This is a genomic window from Pseudomonas sp. 273, assembly GCF_029201425.1.
Lineage (GTDB): Bacteria > Pseudomonadota > Gammaproteobacteria > Pseudomonadales > Pseudomonadaceae > Pseudomonas > Pseudomonas delhiensis.
In genome coordinates this window covers 3,947,690-3,964,883 of sequence record NZ_CP116775.1, presented here as the reverse complement: position 1 = coordinate 3,964,883, position 17,194 = coordinate 3,947,690, and the positions used below count along the sequence as shown (strand labels likewise).

General features: G+C 68.1%; 13 protein-coding genes and 2 pseudogenes. 12 read left to right on the top strand and 3 right to left on the bottom strand.

The window, feature by feature from the left end:
- Position 1: 1 nt before the first annotated feature.
- Entirely contained in the window at positions 2–1,021 is a 1,020-nt protein-coding gene (locus tag PKO50_RS18050) for a TonB-dependent receptor plug domain-containing protein (RefSeq protein ID WP_275626813.1), read from the bottom strand.
- Between the two features lie 109 nt (positions 1,022–1,130).
- Here PKO50_RS18050 and PKO50_RS18045 point away from each other — a divergent pair, with 109 nt between their 5' ends.
- Entirely contained in the window at positions 1,131–1,823 is a 693-nt protein-coding gene (locus PKO50_RS18045; protein ID WP_275626812.1) for a Crp/Fnr family transcriptional regulator, read from the top strand.
- A gap of 1,539 nt (positions 1,824–3,362) precedes the next feature.
- On the opposite strand, the gene PKO50_RS18040 is transcribed toward PKO50_RS18045, so the two are convergent.
- The gene (locus tag PKO50_RS18040) at positions 3,363–4,019 is read right to left on the bottom strand and encodes a pentapeptide repeat-containing protein (RefSeq protein WP_275626811.1); all 657 of its coding nucleotides are present in this window, start codon (positions 4,017–4,019) and stop codon (positions 3,363–3,365) included.
- A gap of 53 nt (positions 4,020–4,072) precedes the next feature.
- A pseudogene (exaA, locus tag PKO50_RS18035) lies at positions 4,073–5,955 on the bottom strand (quinoprotein ethanol dehydrogenase).
- A gap of 312 nt (positions 5,956–6,267) precedes the next feature.
- Between exaA and pedF the strand changes: the two are divergent.
- The 11 genes and pseudogenes from pedF to pqqE all read left to right on the top strand — a co-directional run bounded on the left by pedF (position 6,268) and on the right by pqqE (position 17,192).
- On the top strand, positions 6,268–6,705 hold the full coding sequence (pedF, locus tag PKO50_RS18030; RefSeq protein ID WP_109936270.1) for a cytochrome c-550 PedF: 438 nt from the start codon (positions 6,268–6,270) through the stop codon (positions 6,703–6,705).
- A gap of 7 nt (positions 6,706–6,712) precedes the next feature.
- Entirely contained in the window at positions 6,713–7,594 is an 882-nt protein-coding gene (locus tag PKO50_RS18025) for a transporter substrate-binding domain-containing protein (RefSeq protein ID WP_109936271.1), read from the top strand.
- A gap of 14 nt (positions 7,595–7,608) precedes the next feature.
- Complete coding sequence (locus tag PKO50_RS18020; RefSeq protein WP_275626810.1) at positions 7,609–8,355, top strand: quinoprotein dehydrogenase-associated SoxYZ-like carrier; 747 nt, start codon at positions 7,609–7,611, stop codon at positions 8,353–8,355.
- Between the two features lie 27 nt (positions 8,356–8,382).
- Complete coding sequence (locus tag PKO50_RS18015) at positions 8,383–9,312, top strand: quinoprotein relay system zinc metallohydrolase 1 (protein ID WP_275626809.1); 930 nt, start codon at positions 8,383–8,385, stop codon at positions 9,310–9,312.
- A gap of 305 nt (positions 9,313–9,617) precedes the next feature.
- Positions 9,618–11,396, top strand: a complete 1,779-nt coding sequence (locus tag PKO50_RS18010; protein WP_275626808.1) for a methanol/ethanol family PQQ-dependent dehydrogenase — start codon at positions 9,618–9,620, stop codon at positions 11,394–11,396.
- A gap of 502 nt (positions 11,397–11,898) precedes the next feature.
- Positions 11,899–13,419, top strand: coding sequence for an aldehyde dehydrogenase family protein (locus PKO50_RS18005; RefSeq protein ID WP_275626807.1), 1,521 nt, complete (start codon positions 11,899–11,901; stop codon positions 13,417–13,419).
- A gap of 586 nt (positions 13,420–14,005) precedes the next feature.
- Complete coding sequence (gene pqqA, locus PKO50_RS18000; protein WP_003106462.1) at positions 14,006–14,077, top strand: pyrroloquinoline quinone precursor peptide PqqA; 72 nt, start codon at positions 14,006–14,008, stop codon at positions 14,075–14,077.
- Positions 14,078–14,124: 47 nt separating this feature from the next.
- Positions 14,125–15,038, top strand: a pseudogene (gene pqqB / locus PKO50_RS17995) (pyrroloquinoline quinone biosynthesis protein PqqB).
- A gap of 12 nt (positions 15,039–15,050) precedes the next feature.
- Positions 15,051–15,797: a pyrroloquinoline-quinone synthase PqqC gene (gene pqqC, locus PKO50_RS17990; protein WP_109936276.1), complete on the top strand. Its 747-nt coding sequence runs from the start codon at positions 15,051–15,053 to the stop codon at positions 15,795–15,797.
- Positions 15,797–16,075 (top strand): pyrroloquinoline quinone biosynthesis peptide chaperone PqqD, encoded by a 279-nt coding sequence (gene pqqD / locus PKO50_RS17985; RefSeq protein ID WP_089392310.1) that lies wholly within the window; start codon positions 15,797–15,799, stop codon positions 16,073–16,075. The genes pqqC and pqqD overlap by 1 nt, the downstream gene beginning before the upstream one ends.
- Positions 16,047–17,192 carry a pyrroloquinoline quinone biosynthesis protein PqqE gene (gene pqqE / locus PKO50_RS17980; protein WP_089392311.1) on the top strand — a complete coding sequence of 382 codons (1,146 nt, stop codon included), beginning with the start codon at positions 16,047–16,049 and terminating at the stop codon, positions 17,190–17,192. The genes pqqD and pqqE overlap by 29 nt, the downstream gene beginning before the upstream one ends.
- Positions 17,193–17,194 lie beyond the last annotated feature (2 nt).

The window sequence follows — 17,194 nt, the reverse complement described above, 5'->3', positions numbered from 1 at the left end:
GTCAGGTGGCCGCCCCAGACGGTGGGGTGTAGACCTTGATGTGGGCGAAGGCGTCGACCGTGGCGGCGGTGCTGTTGCGCTGGTAGATGTCGGTCTCGAAGTCGCGCACGTAGAGGCTGCTGTCCAGGCTGTCGGCCCAGGCGCCGACGTTGTAGTTCTGGTAGCCCAGGCGCAGGTAGCGCTCGGTGATCGGGTCTTCGCGCACGTCCATGAAGGGCTCGCCCGGCGCCGCGCCCAGGCCGCCGGCGCGCTTGCTGACCACCCGCTGGTAACGCCCGGAGAGTTCCCAGCGCGAATCGTTGTCGGGGCTGTAGCCGATGGCGAAGTCGCCGCCGAGCGAGCTGTAGCCGCTGTTGGCGGCATCGCCGATGGGGGTGGAGTAGTCGCTGGCGCTGCGCTGGTTGACGCCCAGCAGCACGTCGAAGCCGTTGCCGCCGCCGACCATCTCGGCACGCCCGCCGACCATGCTGTTGCCGCTGTTCCATTCCAGGGCGCGCAGCTTCGGCGTCAGCTCGAAGCTCTGCGATGGGTCGACCTTGGCCCTGCGGGTGACGATGTTGACCACGCCGTTCATGGCGTCGGAGCCATAGAGCGCCGAGGCGGGGCCGCGGATGATCTCGATGCGCTCGATCGAATCCGGGTCGATCATGTTGAATTCCAGGGTGCTGCGGCCGCGGTAGCGGTCGCCGTCGATGGCCAGGATCGAGCGCCCCGAGTTGCTGTTGAAGCCGCGCACCACCAGCTGCCCGCCAAGGCCGCCGCTGCGGGCGAACTCGATGCCGGGGATTTCCGCCAGCAGGCTCTGGATGCCGCCGCTGCCGACCCGCTCGCGGACCTGCTCGCCGCTGATCACGGTCAGGGTGCGCGGCGAATCCTCGGCCACCGCCGAGGAGCGGGTGGCGGTCACCGTCAGGCTTTCCAGCTCTTTATTGGTGTCTTCCGCCTGGGCCAGCGGGCTCAGGGTGAACAGGCCGCTCAGGGCCGGTGCCAGCAACAGTGCACGATAGGACTTCAGAACCACGATCAATGCCTCCCCCAAGGATGGTGTGCGCCCTTAGCAAAAGAGCTGCACGCTGTAAATGACATGAATTATCATTTGCGAATAATCCACCTTTGCGGGCTTGTATCAAATGAGAAATGTCAAGAACGGCCTGGTATTGGCCCGCGAACTGCTCGCCGGCCACCCGCTGCTGGGCGCGCAGCCGGAGGCGCTGCGCGAAAGCCTGCTGGCGGACGCCAGCCTGTGCGCGCTGGAGGAGGGCGCGGCGGTGTTCAACCAGGGCCAGCCGGCGCTGTTCTGGTACGTGGTGCTGGAGGGCCGCATCGACACCCTGCGCTACGGCATGGACGGCGAGGAACGGGTGATCCAGCACGTGGGCCGCGGCCAACTGCTGGCGCCCGTCGTGATGTTCATGCCGCAGCGGCAATACCCGGTGGGCACCCGCGCGGCCATGCCCAGCCTGCTGTGCCGCCTGCACCGGGAAAACCTGCGCCGCGCCTGCCTGGAACACCCGCCCCTGGCGCTGGACATGCTGGACATAGCCGGCCAGGCGCTGAGTTCAAGGATCGACGACGTCGACAGCCTCGCCGGCTTCAACGCGCCGCAGCGCCTGGCGACCTACCTGCTACGCCTGCCGCGCCGCGCCGGGCAGAACATCGAACTGCCACTGAGCCAGCGCCAACTGGCCGCCAAGCTCGGCGTACGCGCGGAAACCCTGAACCGCCTGCTGGCCGAATGGCAGCGCCAGGGTGTGCTGGAAGGCAAAAGGCGGCAATGGCGGATCGCCGAGATAGAGGCGCTGGAGGCGCAGGCGCGGAGTTGATGGTGCTGATGGCGTGCCGGGCCTGACTGTGGACGGTGCTTACCGGCGGCACTGATGTTTCGGGTTTACTCCGCACCCTCACCCCAACCCTCTCCCGCAAGCGGGAGAGGGGGCTGTCCGGCATGGCCGGGAGGTTCGTCGTCAACCTGTAGGAGCGGGCCCTGCCCGCGATTCGCGCGCAGGGCGCGCTCCTACATGGAGCACGGCGTGAGGCTGTCTATTGGATTTCCGCGTTCGCGGCTAGGCATATCAGGATGACACTGAACTCGCCACACGCTCCGAACGGCCCCTCTCCCGCAAGCGGGAGAGGGGGCCGTCCGGCATGGCCGGGAGGTTCGTCGTCAACCTGTAGGAGCGGGCCCTGCCCGCGATTCGCGCGCAGGGCGCGCTCCTACATGGAGCACGGCGTGAGGCTGTCTATTGGATTCCCGCGTTCGCGGCTAGGCATATCAGGATGACACTGAACTCGCCACACGCTCCGAACGGCCCCCTCTCCCGCAAGCGGGAGAGGGGGCTGTCCGGCATGGCCGGGAGGTTCGTCGTCAACCTGTAGGAGCGGGCCCTGCCCGCGATTCGCGCGCAGGGCGCGCTCCTACAAGAGGCAAGGTGTGAGGCTGTCTATTGGATTCCCGCGTTCGCGGCTAGGCATATCAGGATGACACTGAACTCGCCACACGCTCCGAACGGCCCCCTCTCCCGCAAGCGGGAGAGGGGGCTGTCCGGCATGGCCGGGAGGTTCGTCGTCAACCTGTAGGAGCGGGCCCTGCCCGCGATTCGCGCGCAGGGCGCGCTCCTACATGGGGCACGGCGTGAGGCTGTCTATTGGATTTCCGCGTTCGCGGCTAGGCATATCAGGATGACACTGAACTCGCCACACGCTCCGAACGGCCCCTCTCCCGCAAGCGGGAGAGGGGGCTGTCCGGCATGGCCGGGAGGTTCGTCGTCAACCTGTAGGAGCGGGCCCTGCCCGCGATTCGCGCGCAGGGCGCGCTCCTACATGGGGCTCGGTGTGAGGCTGTCTATTGGATTTCCGCGTTCGCGGCTAGGCGTATCAGGATGACACTGAACTCGCCACACGCTCTGAACGGCCCCCTCTCCCTTCAGGGAGAGGGTTGGGGAGAGGGGCGGAGTTGATCCAAACACTAACGGTGCCCGGGAAGCGCCATTCGCGAGCAAGCTCGCTCCTACGAAGAGCGCCTCGGCACTGCCTGCAAGCCAGTTGCTCCTACAGGACCGATATGAAGCGAAGCGCCACGCGCCACCAGCGACTAACGCTTCGCATCACGCCCCCTACGCCTGGCTGCCATCCTCGGCAGCGGCATACAACCGCTCGGCATCGGCCGCCAGGTACTCCAGCGAGGACCTAAAAGGGGACGCATTTATTTTCTGCTCTAAAGCTGCCTATGCGGTCAGGCTCGTAGGGCGCATAACCGTTCGCGGTTATCCGCCGGTGGCCTTGGCACAGGGGCCGATGGCGGATAACGCCTGGGGCGTTATGCGCCCTACGGGAAACCCCATTCGCGAGTTCGAGCGTAGCGTTCAGTCCCAGCCGCCGGGACAGCCCTTGCACCCCTGCATATTCGTCCCCTGGAAGTTCCCGAACCTCGGCTTGCTGCCGCGCAAATCCGCATCCTCCAGGTTCGCCTCCGCCAGCTTCACCTCCTGCAGGTTCGCATCCCGCAAATCCGCGCCCTTCAGGTCCGCTCGGGACAGCCAGGTCATTTCCAGGTCCGCCGCGCGCAGGTTGGCCTGGTGCAGTTTGCCGCCGCTCAGGCGGGCGAATTCGAGGTAGGCGGCGGTGAGGTCGGCGCCTTGCCATTGGGCGCCCTGGGCGAACAGGCCCCAGGCCTGGATGGCCACCAGGCTGGCGCCGGAGAGGTCGGCGGCGCGCAGGTTGGCTTGTTGCAGGCTGGCGCGGGTGAGGTTGGCGCCGCGCAGGTTGGCTTTTTCCAGGTTGGCCAGGTCCAGGGTGGCGTGGCGCAGGTCGGCGCCCGACAGGTCCGCGCCGGCGAGGTTCATGCGGGTGAGGTCCTGGCCCTTGAGGTCGGCGCCGCGCAGGTCGGCGCCGGGGCATTGGCTGCCGGGCTCGATGCGGCAGTGGGCGATGACGGTGGCGTCGTCGGTGTCGGCGGATTCGTCGTTGGCGTGGGCCAGGCCGACCAGCAGCAGGGCGGCGAGCAGGGTGATGGTTTTCATGGCGTTCTCCCGGGGCATGGAAAACCGCGCCCCTGGGGGCGCGGTCGGTGGGCTCAGCGGCTGGCGGTCTTGTTGTCCCAGCTGGGCAGCTTGAACACCCAGAAGGAGCCGCCCTGGGCCACCGGGCGCGTCAGTTCGGCCATGTCGCCGCCCCACAGGGGTACGGCGCCGCCGTAGCCGACGGTCACGCCGATGTACTGCTCGCCGTCCTGTTCCCAGGTGATGGGCGGGGAGACGATGCCGCTGCCGGTCTGGAACTTCCACAGCTCCTTGCCGTTCTTCGCGTCGAAGGCCTTGAGGAAGCCGTCGCCGGTGCCGGTGAACACCAGGTTGCCGGCGGTGGCCAGCACGCCGGCCCACAGCGGCAGGTGCTCCTTGTGCTCCCACACCACCTTGCCGCTGGTGGGGTCCATGGCGCGCAGGCTGCCGACGTGGTCGTCGTACATGCGCTTGATGCGGAAGCCCATGCCCAGGTAGGCGCTGCCCTTGGTGTAGTTGACCTCCTCGGTCCAGTAGTCCTCCTTCCAGTGGTTGGCCGGCACGTAGAACAGGCCGGTGTCCTGGCTGTAGGCCATGGGGTTCCAGTTCTTGCCGCCGAGGAAGGGCGGCGAGACTTCCACCGGCTTGCCGTGCTTCTGCCCCGGTTCCGGCAGCGGCGGGCGCTGGCCTTCGCGCTCCACCGGGCGGCCGGTCTTCAGGTCGATGTGGCTGGCCCAGGTGATGTTGTCGACGAAGGGGAAGGCGTTCTGCAGCTTGCCGTTGCTGCGGTCCACCACGTAGAAGAAGCCGTTGCGGTCGGCGTGGGCGGTGGCCTTGACGATCTTGCCGTCCTTGGCCTTGTAGTCGAACAGCACCAGCTCGTTGTTGCCGGAGAAGTCCCAGGCGTCGTTCGGGGTGTGCTGGTAGAACCATTTCACCTCGCCGGTGCTCGGGTCCACGCCGACCTGGCCGGAGGTGTACAGGCTGTCGTAGTCGTGCGGGTTGCCACCCTTGGCGGTGCGCGCCCAGGTGTTCCACGGGCCGGGGTTGCCGGCGCCGACGATGATGGTGTTGGTCTCGGCGTCGAAGCTGGCGCTCTGCCAGGGCGCGCCGCCGCCATGGTTCCAGGATTCGACCTTGCCGGTGGGGAGTTGGGGTCGTCCGGCCAGGACGGCGCCTTGACGTTGCCGGTGACGCTGCTGTCCTTGCCATTCAGGCGGCCCATGTGGCCTTCGACGAAGGGCCGCATCCAGATTTCCTCGCCGGTGTCCGGGTCGCGGGCGAACAGGCGGCCGACCACGCCGAACTCGTCGCCCGAGCTGCCGTGGATGAGCAGCACCTTGCCGGTCTTGCCATCCTTCACGATAGTTGGTGCGCCGGTCATGGTGTAGCCGGCGCCGTGTTCGCCGAACTTCTTCTTCCACACCACCTTGCCGGTGTTCTTGTTCAGCGCCACGACGGAGGCGTCGAGGGTGCCGAAGAAGATCTTGTCGCCGTAGATGGCGGCGCCGCGGTTGACCACGTCGCAGCACGGGCGGATGTCGTCGGGCAGGCGGTGGTTGTAGGTCCACAGGCGCTTGCCGGTCCTGGCGTCGAGGGCGAACAGCCGCGAGTAGGAGGCGGTGACGTAGATCACCCCGTCGCTGACGATGGCCTGGGATTCCTGGCCACGCTGCTTCTCGTCGCCGAAGGAGTAGGACCAGGCCGGGGTCAGCTTGAACACGTTGTCGGCGTTGACCTGCTTGAGCGGGCTCCAGCGCTGGGCGTTGGTGCCCATGCCGTACTGCAGCACGTCGCCGGTGGTCTTGTGGTCGTTGGCGATGTCGTCCCAGCTGACGTCCTTGGCCAGCGCGGCGCCGCCGGCGCCCAGGGCGATGGCGAGGGTCAGGCTGTGCAGGGCGAGGCGCAGGGGGCCGGCAGAGCTGGGTGAAGAGGCGGGTGAGGTTCTTGTTGTCATCTTCGGGTTCCCGTTTTTTGTGTTGGGTCGAGAAACGGCGGGCCGCTGCTCGGGCCGCGGCGGTTCCATGGTGGGAGCCGGCGGCGGTGGCGGAAACGGAAAAGCTCCCGCATCGGCCGGGACAAGTTCCCGGCCGGGGCATGACTTGGGCTTGCTGCCGAAGGCGCTGGCGCGGCAGCCCTGCGCCCTAGTACGAAGGGAGTAGGCGGGGACATCCAAAGCAGCATTCGGGGCGCGGGCGGGGCTTCCTAACATGGTCGAGGAGCGCCCCGGTGGCGCCCGTGCCTTGTCCTACCCCAGAGGAATGAAGTGATGAACAAGAAGAACTCCTTGCGCGGCCTGCTGGTGCTGGCCGGCCTCAGTGTCTCGGCCCTGGCCCTGGCCCACGGCAACGTGACCCCGCAAGCGGTGGATACCAAGGGCCTTGAGCCCCTGGGCAAGGAGTGGCGCGACACCAACCCGTACCGCGAGCCCTACGCCAACCACAAGCTGGCGGTGGAGATCGGCTCCTCCGCCTACAACCAGAACTGCGCGCGCTGCCACGGGCTGGAAGCCAAGTCCGGCGGCATCGCCCCCGACCTGCGCAAGCTCGACCTGGGCGCCGAGGGCGACGAGTGGTTCAAGGAACGGGTAATCAACGGCGCGGTGCGCGATGGCGCCGTGTACATGCCGAAGATGGCCGACTACATCAGCCAGGAAGGGCTGTGGGCGATTCGCAGCTACCTGGAAAGCGTGCACGTGGACGAGTGACGCCGCCATGCGCCTGCTCAGCCTGCTGTGCGGCCTGCTCCTGATGCTGGGGCAGGCCGAGGCCAAGGTCCGGCCCTACGAAGACATGGTCGCTTCCGGCGTGCTGCGGGTGGCGGTCTATCAGAACTTCCCGCCCTACAGCTACATGCAGGGCGGCCAACCCCACGGCATCGACGTCGACCTGGCCACGCGCCTGGCGCAGGGCCTGGGGCTGCGCGCGGAGTTCCTCTGGGTGATCCCCGGCGAGCGCCTGGACGACGACCTGCGCAACTTCATCTGGAAGGGCCACTACCTGCGCCCGGGCGTGGTCGCCGACGTGATGCTGCGGGTGCCCTACGACCGCGACTACTCGAACAAGCGCAACGACGTCGGCGAGCTGGCCAACGACCAGGTGGTGATGTTCGGCCCCTACCAGCGCGAGCGCTGGCAGGTGGTCAACGACGCCCGCCGGCTGCCGCAGGTGGACACCATCGCGGCGTTCCGCGAGCACCGCATCGGCGTGGAGCTGGACAGCGTGCCCTCGTTCTACCTGACCTCGGTGCTGGGCGGCCAGCTCAGCGCCATGACCGTGCACTTCCCCAGCACCCAGGCGGCCTTCGACGCCATGCGCGGCGGCAAGGTGGACGCGGTGATGGCGCTGCGCGGCGAGCTGGACTGGATGCGCGCCCAGGCCCATGACGAGCAGCTGAAGAACGCCGAGAACACCTACCCCAGCCTCGGCCAGCCGGACTGGGACATCGGCATGGCGGTGCACGAGAGCAACCGCCAGCTGTCCAACGCCCTCGACGGCGAGCTGGAGGAGCTGGTGCGCAGCGGCGAGCTGGCCAAGCTCTACGCCGGCTACGGCGTGCGCTACGAGTTGCCGGGTCTGTACCAGGACGTGCAATAGCACGAGGAGGAGGGATGCGCAGACGTAGCCTGCTGTTGGGCCTGTGCGGCCTGCCGCTGCTGGCCGCGGCGGTGGAGGGCGACCCGGTGCCCTCGGTGATGTGGGACTACCACCACAAGCGCCTGCTCGGCGGCGGGCCCTTCGTTTTCGACGAGCGGGTGAAGCTGAGCGTGCCGCCCTTCGCCGAGGACTCGCGGCAGGTGCCGGTGGAGGTGGACGCGCGGCAGCTGCCCGGGCGCTACGAGCGCCTGGTGCTGTGGGCCGAGCTGAACCCCATCCCCCACGTGCTGACGCTCTACCCGGGCAAGGACCTGGAGGCGCTGCTGGCGGTGCGCATCCGCATCGAGCAGGCCACCGCCATCCGCGCCGCACTGCGCGGCGAGGACGGTGTGTGGCACGTGGGCTCGGCCTGGGTCGACGCCGCCGGCGGCGGCTGCACCGCGCCCAGCGTGGTGCGCGCCCAGGCCGGCTGGGAGCAGCGCCTGGGCCAGGTGCACGGCGGCGCCTTTTCCCGCGGGCCGAACACGCGCTTGCGCCTGAAGGTGGACCACCCGATGGACAACGGCCTGGTCGGCGGCATTCCGGAGTTCTACCTCGACCACGCCGAACTGCGCACGCCCGAGGGCGAGGTGCTGGCGCGCCTGGACCTGTTCCCGGCGGTGAGCGAGAACCCCAGCTTCAGCTTCGAACTGCGCGGCCATCCCCACGCGAAGCTGTTCCTGCACGACAACAACGGCAACGAATTCGAGGCCGCCCTCTGAGGCGGCCGGCCCGCCCGCGAGGTGCCCATGCGTTACCTGCTGACCTTCCTGCTGCTGCTCTGCACCCAGGTCCTCGCCGACCTGCAGTACCACCTGCAACCCCGGCAGATCGCCGCGGGCACCTGGCTGGTGGAGGGCAGCACCGAGAACTTCGCCAAGGACAACGGCGGCAACATCGTCAACGTCGCCTTCATCGACACCGGCGACGGCATCCTGGTGATCGACACCGGCCCCTCGCGGCGCTACGGCGAGGCGCTGCGCGCGGTCATCCAGCAGACCACCGGCAAGCCGGTGAAGCAGGTGCTGCTGACTCACCACCACCCGGACCACGTCCTGGGCAACCAGGCTTTTACCGACGTACCCATAGGTGCGCTGGCCGGCACCAGCAAGCTGCTGAAGGAACAGGGCAACGCCATGGCGGAAAACATGTACCGCCTGGTGGGCGACTGGATGCGCGGCACCGAGGTGGTGCTGCCGACGCAGGCGGTGGAGCCGGGTGAGCTGCAGGTCGGCACGCACCGCCTGCGCCTGCTGGGCCTGCGTGGCCACACCGGGGCGGACCTGGCGATCCTCGACGAGACCACCGGGGTGCTGTTCGCCGGCGACCTGGTGTTCTACGAGCGCGCCCTGACCACGCCCAACAGCCCGGGGCTGGACGTCTGGCTGGCCGATCTCGATACCCTGCAGGCGCTGCCCTGGAAGCTGATCGTGCCCGGCCACGGCCCCATCGCTACCGACGCCAAGCCTTTCGCCCAGATGCGCGACTACCTCGGCTGGCTCGACAGCGTGATGCGCGAAGGCACCCGCGAAGGCGCGGACATGAACGAGCTGCTGCGCACCCCCATCCCCGAACGCTTCGCCGGCATCAGCCTGACGCGCTACGAGCTGATCCGCAGCGTCACCCACCTGTACCCGCGCTACGAACAGAAGGCCCTGCCGCGTATCGATCAACAATGAGCCGCCCCGGCTCGCGTAGGGCGTATAACCGTTCGCGGTTATACGCCGATACACCGAGGCCATGGCCAACGCCAAGGCCAACCCCGAAGCCGCCGGGGATCGAGGCCAAACGGCGGATAACGCCGTAGGCGTTATGCGCCCTACACCAGGCCCGCTACACCTGCGCCGAGGTTCGGGTATTGCTACCAAGGAACTAGGGAATTCGGCAAAGCGGTCAATTGTTGGCCCACCGCACCGGGCCAAGAATCTGCGGCAGACCGGGAAAACTTCCCGGGTACAACAACAAATCCGCAGAGGTAGCCGCAATGAGACATGCAGGTCCCACCCCTTCCTTCGCGCGCAGCGCGCTCTTCGCCGCACTCGCCCTGGCCAGCCTGGGCGCCCAGGCCGCGGTTACCGACCAGGACATCAGTGACAGCGCCAAGCGCACCGACCAGATCGTGGTCAACGGCATCAACCAGCAGGGCCAGCGCTTCAGCCCGCTGAAGACCCTCAACAGCGACAACGTCAAGGAGCTGCGCCCGGTGTGGGCGCTGTCGTTCGGCGGCGAGAAGCAGCGCGGCCAGCAGGCCCAGCCGCTGGTGAAGGACGGCGTGATCTACGTCACCGCTTCCTACTCGCGGGTGTTCGCCGTGGACGCGCGCACCGGGCGCAAGCTCTGGCAGTACGACGCGCGCCTGCCCGACGGCATCATGCCCTGCTGCGACGTGATCAACCGCGGCGTGGCCCTGTACGGCGACCTGGTGATCTTCGGCACCCTCGACGCCAAGCTGGTGGCGCTGAACAAGGACACCGGCAAGGTGGTGTGGAAGAAGACCGTGGCCGACTACAAGGCCGGCTACTCCATCTCCGCCGCGCCGCTGATCGCCAAGGGCAAGCTGATCACCGGCGTGGCCGGCGGCGAGTTCGGCGTGGTCGGCAAGATCGAGGCGTACGACCCCAGCAACGGCAACCTGCTGTGGAGCCGCCCGACCGTCGAAGGCCACATGGGCTACGTGTACAAGGACGGCAAGGCCATCGAGAACGGCATTTCCGGCGGCGAGGCCGGCAAGACCTGGCCGGGCGACCTGTGGAAGACCGGCGGCGCCGCGCCCTGGCTGGGCGGCTACTACGACCCGAGCACCGATTCGCTGTTCATCGGCACCGGCAACCCGTCGCCGTGGAACTCGCACCTGCGCCCGGGCGACAACCTGTTCTCCTCCTCGCGCCTGGCGCTGAACCCGGAGGACGGCTCGATCAAGTGGCACTTCCAGACCACCCCCCACGACGGCTGGGACTTCGACGGCGTCAACGAGCTGGTGTCCTTCGACTACAAGGACGGCGGCAAGACCATCAAGGCCGCGGCCACCGCCGACCGCAACGGCTTCTTCTACGTGCTGGACCGCACCAACGGCAAGTTCATCCGCGGCTTCCCCTTCGTCGACAAGGTCACCTGGGCCAAGGGCCTGGATGAGAACGGCCGGCCGATCTACGACGACGCCCACCGCCCCGGCGCGCCGGGTGACGCTACCAAGGGTACCTCGGTGTTCGTCTCGCCGTCGTTCCTCGGCGGCAAGAACTGGATGCCCATGGCCTACAGCCAGGACACCGGCCTGTTCTACGTGCCCTCCAACGAGTGGGGCATGGACATGTGGAACGAGAACGTGACCTACAAGAAGGGCGCGGCCTACCTGGGCGCCGGCTTCACCATCAAGCCGCTGAACGAGAAGTACATCGGCGTGCTGCGCGCCATCGATCCGAAGACCGGCAAGCAGGTCTGGCGCTACGAGAACTACGCGCCGCTGTGGGGCGGCGTGCTGGCCACCCACGGCAACCTGGTGTTCACCGGCAACCCCGAGGGCTACCTGATGGCCTTCGACGCCAAGACCGGCAAGAAGCTCTACGAGTTCAACACCGGCTCGGGCGTGATCGCCTCGCCGATCACCTGGGAGATGGACGGCGAGCAGTACGTCACCGTGCTTTCCGGCTGGGGCGGCGCCGTGCCGCTGTGGGGCGGCGAGGTGGCCAAGCGCATCAAGGACCTGGACCAGGGCGGGATGATCTGGACCTTCAAGCTGCCGAAGGACCTGGTGAGCAAGCGCTGAGTTCGCTGGGGTGAGGGCAGGGGGCTGGCGTGGTGCCGGCCCTTTGCTTTTTGGCTTTTTGCTTTTTGTAGGAGCGAGCTTGCTCGCGAATGGAGTTTGCCGGTTGCGCCGGTGTTTGGGCTGGGCCGCGCTCCCTCTCCCTAACCCTCTCCCTGAAGGGAGAGGGGACCGTTCGGCGTGTGCTGATATTTCGATGTTAGCCGGCTTGCATCGAGTCTCCGGCTGAAACCAGAGCCCTTCTCGGCACGGACTAGCCCCCTCTCCCTTCAGGGCGGGGCGCGCAGCCGAGGGCTGGGGAGAGGGTTGCGGATTCCAACCACGCTCCATGGCTGAGCTTGATGCCGCTGTTCGCGAGCAAGCTCGCTCCTACGAACACCCCCCTCTACTACCAAATAACTACCCCCTCACGCCCATGGGCGCATTCCTGGCCGGCGCGGGCGCTGCCTAAGATCGCCGCAAGGCCCGGGCTTGGTGCGCCGGGACGCCACAGGAGAGCTTCGCCATGATCTACGCCCCACCCGGAACCCCCGGTGCCGTCGTCACCCTCAAGCCGCGCTATGGCAACTACATCGGCGGTGAATTCGTGCCGCCGGTGCTCGGCCAGTACTTCACCAACACCTCGCCGGTGAACGGCCAGCCGATCGCCGAGTTCCCCCGTTCCACCGCCGAGGACGTGGAGCGCGCGCTGGACGCCGCCCATGCCGCCGCCGATGCCTGGGGCCGCACTTCGGTGCAGGAGCGCTCGCTGATCCTGCTGAAGATCGCCGACCGCATCGAGCAACACCTGGAACAGCTGGCCGTGGCCGAGACCTGGGACAACGGCAAGGCCGTGCGCGAGACGCTCAACGCCGACGTGCCCCTGGCCGCCGACCACTTCCGCTACTTCGCCGGCTGCATCCGCGCCCAGGAAGGCGGCGCCGCCGAGATCAACGACAGCACCGTGGCCTACCACATCCACGAGCCGCTGGGCGTGGTCGGGCAGATCATCCCGTGGAACTTCCCGCTGCTGATGGCCGCCTGGAAACTCGCCCCGGCCCTGGCCGCCGGCAACTGCATCGTGCTCAAGCCGGCCGAGCAGACGCCGCTGTCGATCATGCTGCTGGCCGAGATCGCCGGCGACCTGCTGCCGCCGGGCGTGCTCAACATCGTCCAGGGCTTCGGCAAGGAGGCGGGGCAGGCCCTGGCCACCAGCAAGCGCATCGCCAAGATCGCCTTCACCGGCTCCACCCCGGTGGGCTCGCACATCCTCCACTGCGCCGCGGAGAACATCATCCCGTCCACCGTGGAGCTGGGCGGCAAGAGCCCGAACATCTTCTTCGACGACATCATGCGCGCCGAGCCGAGCTTCATCGAGAAGGCCGCCGAAGGCCTGGTGCTGGCCTTCTTCAACCAGGGCGAGGTGTGCACCTGCCCGTCCCGCGCGCTGGTGCAGGAGTCGATCTTCGAGCCGTTCATGGCCGAGGTGCAGAAGAAGATCGCCCAGATCAAGCGCGGCAACCCGCTGGACACCGAGACCATGGTCGGCGCCCAGGCCTCGCAGCAGCAGTACGAGAAGATCCTCTCCTACCTCGACATCGCCCAGAACGAGGGCGCCCAGCTGCTGGCCGGCGGCCAGAGCGAACGCCTGTCCGGCGACCTCGCCAGCGGCTACTACATCCAGCCCACGCTGCTGAAGGGCCACAACGGCATGCGCGTGTTCCAGGAGGAGATCTTCGGCCCGGTGGTGGGCGTCACCACCTTCAAGGACGAAGCCGAGGCCCTGGCCATCGCCAACGACACCGAGTTCGGCCTGGGCGCCGGCGTCTGGACCCGCGACATCAACCGCGCCTGGCGCATGGGCCGCGGCATCAAGGCCGGCCGCGTGTGGACCAACTGCTACCACCTGTACCCGGCGCACGCCGCCTTCGGTGGCTACAAGAAGTCCGGCGTGGGCCGCGAGACCCACAAGATGATGCTCGACCACTACCAGCAGACCAAGAACCTGCTGGTGAGCTACGACGTCAACCCGCTGGGCTTCTTCTGAGGTAGAGCTGCCGCCCGCGAACCCGTCCCCATCCGGGGGCGCGGGCCGGTTCCGGCAAGCGTGCTTAACACCCGCGCCCGGCGCTCCACCGGGCCACCTTTTTTCGATGCGCCCGTCCGTGGGCGACCCGTGCGTCCCTCCCACTTCCGGGCGCGGCGGGACTGTCGAGCGCGGCTTCGGCCGCGTTTTTTGTTTTTGGGGGGAGGGGGCTTGGGTGCCTCGCGGTGATCGCGGTGTCTTGGTGTGACTCCGCTCCCTCTCCCCAGCCCTCTCCCTGAAGGGAGAGGGGGCTAGTCCGTGCCGAGAAGGGAAATGGAGTCAGTTGGGAATCCCGCAGTTGCCGGCTAACGCCGAAACACCCGCGCACGCCGAACGGTCCCCTCTCCCTTCAGGGAGAGGGTTAGGGAGAGGGAACGGCATCAACACTCGCACCCCTGCAACCGGGAGGCACCATCCACAAAAAAGCCGTCCCCCCTCCCTACCAAATCAGGGGGAAAACTCCTTCGAAAGTATCATTCGGAGGACCCACCCCCGGTGTTTAACTCGACCTGCCGGAATCGCCGGCCAACAAGAAGAGGACAGACCCATGTGGACCAAGCCTAGCTTCACCGACCTGCGCCTTGGCTTCGAAGTGACCCTGTACTTCGCCAACCGCTGATCCACCCGGCCCCGGTCTTCCGGGGCCCCTGCCCACGGGGCACTGTCATGCACATCCGTATTCTCGGTTCGGCCGCCGGTGGCGGCTTCCCGCAGTGGAACTGCAACTGCCGCAACTGCCATGGCGTGCGCACCGGCCAGGTGCTGGCGCAACCGCGCACGCAATCCTCCATCGCCCTGTCCGACGACGGCGAGCGCTGGATCCTCTGCAACGCCTCGCCCGACATCCGCGCCCAGCTCGCCGCCTTCCCGGCCCTGCAGCCGGCGCGCAAGGTGCGCGACACGGCCATCGCCGGCATCCTCCTGCTGGACAGCCAGATCGACCACTGCACCGGCCTGCTCAGCCTGCGCGAGGGCTGCCCGCACGACGTCTGGTGCACGCGCATGGTCCACCAGGACCTCTCCACCGGTTTCCCGCTGTTCAGCATGCTGCAGCACTGGAACGGCGGCCTGCGCCACCACCTGATCGAGCTGGACGGCGCACCCTTCAGCGTGCCCGCCTGCCCCAACTTGCGCTTCACCGCCATCCCCCTGCGCAGCGCCGCGCCGCCGTATTCGCCGCACCGCCACGACCCGCACCCGGGCGACAACATCGGCCTGTTCGTCGAGGACCTGGGCAGCGGCGGCAAGCTGTTCTACGCCCCGGCCTGGGCCAGGTGGACGACGCCCTGCTGGGCTGGATGCGCCGCGCCGACTGCCTGCTGGTGGACGGCACCCTGTGGCGCGACGACGAGATGCGCCGCTGCGAGGTGGGCGACAAGCTCGGCAGCGAGATGGGCCACCTGGCCCAGAGCGGCCCCGGCGGCATGCTCGAAGTGCTGGACGGCGTGCCCGGGCCGCGCAAGGTGCTCATCCACATCAACAACACCAACCCCATCCTCGACCCGGCCTCGCCCGAGCGCGCCCAGCTGGACGCCCGCGGCGTCGAAGTGGCCTGGGACGGCATGGCCATCCACCTGTAGAGGGAGTACGCGATGAACGCCGCCATGAGCCCCGCCGAATTCGAGCAGGCGCTGCGCGCCAAGGGCGCCTGCTACCACATCCACCACCCGTTCCACGTGGCCATGTACGAGGGCCGCTCCACCCGCGAGCAGATCCAGGGCTGGGTGGCCAACCGCTTCTACTACCAGCTGAACATCCCGCTGAAGGACGCCGCCATCCTGGCCAACTGCCCGGACCGCGACACCCGCCGCGAGTGGGTGCAGCGCATCCTCGACCACGACGGCCGCCCCGGCGAGCCCGGCGGCATCGAGGCCTGGCTGCGCCTGGCCGAGGCGGTGGGGCTGGAGCGCGAGCAGGTGCTGTCCCAGGAACTGGTGCTGCCCGGCGTGCGCTTCGCGGTGGACGCCTACGTCAACTTCGCCCGCCGCGCCAGCTGGCAGGAGGCCGCCAGCAGCTCGCTGACCGAGCTGTTCGCCCCGCATATCCACCAGTCGCGGCTGGATGCCTGGCCGCAGCACTACCCGTGGATAGACGCGGCCGGCTACGACTACTTCCGCAGCCGCCTGTCCCAGGCGCGTCGCGACGTCGAGCACGGCCTGCGCATCACCCTCGGGCACTACCGCACCCGCGAGGCCCAGGAACGCATGCTGGAGATCCTGCAGTTCAAGCTCGACGTGCTCTGGAGCATGCTCGACGCCATGAGCATGGCCTACGAGCTGGAGCGCCCGCCTTACCACACGGTGACCCGCGAGCGCATCTGGCACAGGGGGCTGCTGTGATGAGCCTGCCCTCGCTGGACAGCGTGCCGCGCATCCGCCGCGGCTTCCGCCTGCAGTTCGAGCCGGCCCAGGGTTGCCACGTGCTGCTCTACCCCGAAGGCATGGTCAAGCTCAACGACAGCGCCGGGGAAATCCTCCAGCGCGTCGATGGCAGCCGCGACGTGGCGGCGATCATCGCCGAGCTGAGCAAGAGCTTCCCCGGCGTGCCGGGCATCGACGAAGACATCCTGGCGTTCCTCGAGGTGGCCCATGCGCAATTCTGGATCGAGCTGCACTGAAGGCGCCGGCCCGCCGCTGTGGCTGCTGGCCGAGCTGACCTACCGCTGCCCGCTGCAGTGCCCGTACTGCTCCAACCCGCTGGACTTCGCCAAACAGGGCGGCGAGCTTTCCACCGCCGAGTGGATCGAGGTGTTCCGCCAGGCCCGCGAGCTGGGCGCCGCGCAGCTGGGCTTCTCCGGCGGCGAGCCGCTGCTGCGCCAGGACCTCGCCGAGCTGATCGGCGCGGCCCGCGGGCTGGGCTTCTACACCAACCTGATCACCTCCGGCATCGGCCTCACCGAAGCGCGCCTGGCGCAGTTCGCCGAGGCCGGGCTGGACCACATCCAGATCAGCTTCCAGGCCGCCGACGAGGAGGTGAACAACCTGCTCGCCGGCTCGCGCAAGGCCTTCGCCCAGAAGCTGGCGATGGCCCGCGCGGTGAAGGCCCACGGCTACCCGATGGTGCTCAACTTCGTCACCCACCGGCACAACATCGACAACATCGGGCGCATCATCGAGCTGTGCATCGAACTGGAGGCGGACTTCGTCGAACTCGCCACCTGCCAGTTCTACGGCTGGGCCGAACTCAACCGCGCCGGCCTGTTGCCCACCCGCGCGCAGCTGGAGCGCGCCGAGCGCATCACCAACGAATACCGCGAGCGCCTGGCCGCCGCCGGCAACCCCTGCAAGCTGATCTTCGTCACCCCGGACTACTACGAGGAGCGGCCCAAGGCCTGCATGGGCGGCTGGGCCAGCGTGTTCCTCGACGTCACCCCCGACGGCACCGCGCTGCCGTGCCACAGCGCGCGGCAGCTGCCGGTCAAGTTCCCCAACGTGCGCGAGCACAGCCTGCAGCACATCTGGTACGAGTCCTTCGGCTTCAACCGCTACCGCGGCGATGCCTGGATGCCCGAGCCGTGCCGCTCCTGCTCGGAGAAGGAGCGCGACCACGGCGGCTGCCGCTGCCAGGCCTACATGCTCACCGGCAACGCCGACGCCACCGACCCGGTGTGCGCCAAGTCGGAGCACCACGGGCTGATCCTCGACGCCCGGCGCCAGGCCGAGGAAGCGCCGCAGGGCCTGGACCAGCTCACCTGGCGCAACCAGCGTGCCTCGCAGCTGATCTGCAAGGCCTGAGG

What these genes read in the sequence shown, in the direction of transcription:
- PKO50_RS18045 (WP_275626812.1), top strand. Translation starts at nt 1,131, where the DNA reads ATGAGAAATGTCAAGAACGGCCTGGTATTGGCCCGCGAACTGCTCGCC.
- PKO50_RS18040 (WP_275626811.1), bottom strand. Translation starts at nt 4,019, where the DNA reads ATGAAAACCATCACCCTGCTCGCCGCCCTGCTGCTGGTCGGCCTGGCC.
- pedF (WP_109936270.1), top strand. Translation starts at nt 6,268, where the DNA reads ATGAACAAGAAGAACTCCTTGCGCGGCCTGCTGGTGCTGGCCGGCCTC.
- PKO50_RS18025 (WP_109936271.1), top strand. Translation starts at nt 6,713, where the DNA reads ATGCGCCTGCTCAGCCTGCTGTGCGGCCTGCTCCTGATGCTGGGGCAG.
- PKO50_RS18020 (WP_275626810.1), top strand. Translation starts at nt 7,609, where the DNA reads ATGCGCAGACGTAGCCTGCTGTTGGGCCTGTGCGGCCTGCCGCTGCTG.
- PKO50_RS18015 (WP_275626809.1), top strand. Translation starts at nt 8,383, where the DNA reads ATGCGTTACCTGCTGACCTTCCTGCTGCTGCTCTGCACCCAGGTCCTC.
- PKO50_RS18010 (WP_275626808.1), top strand. Translation starts at nt 9,618, where the DNA reads ATGAGACATGCAGGTCCCACCCCTTCCTTCGCGCGCAGCGCGCTCTTC.
- PKO50_RS18005 (WP_275626807.1), top strand. Translation starts at nt 11,899, where the DNA reads ATGATCTACGCCCCACCCGGAACCCCCGGTGCCGTCGTCACCCTCAAG.
- pqqC (WP_109936276.1), top strand. Translation starts at nt 15,051, where the DNA reads ATGAACGCCGCCATGAGCCCCGCCGAATTCGAGCAGGCGCTGCGCGCC.
- pqqD (WP_089392310.1), top strand. Translation starts at nt 15,797, where the DNA reads ATGAGCCTGCCCTCGCTGGACAGCGTGCCGCGCATCCGCCGCGGCTTC.
- pqqE (WP_089392311.1), top strand. Translation starts at nt 16,047, where the DNA reads ATGCGCAATTCTGGATCGAGCTGCACTGAAGGCGCCGGCCCGCCGCTG.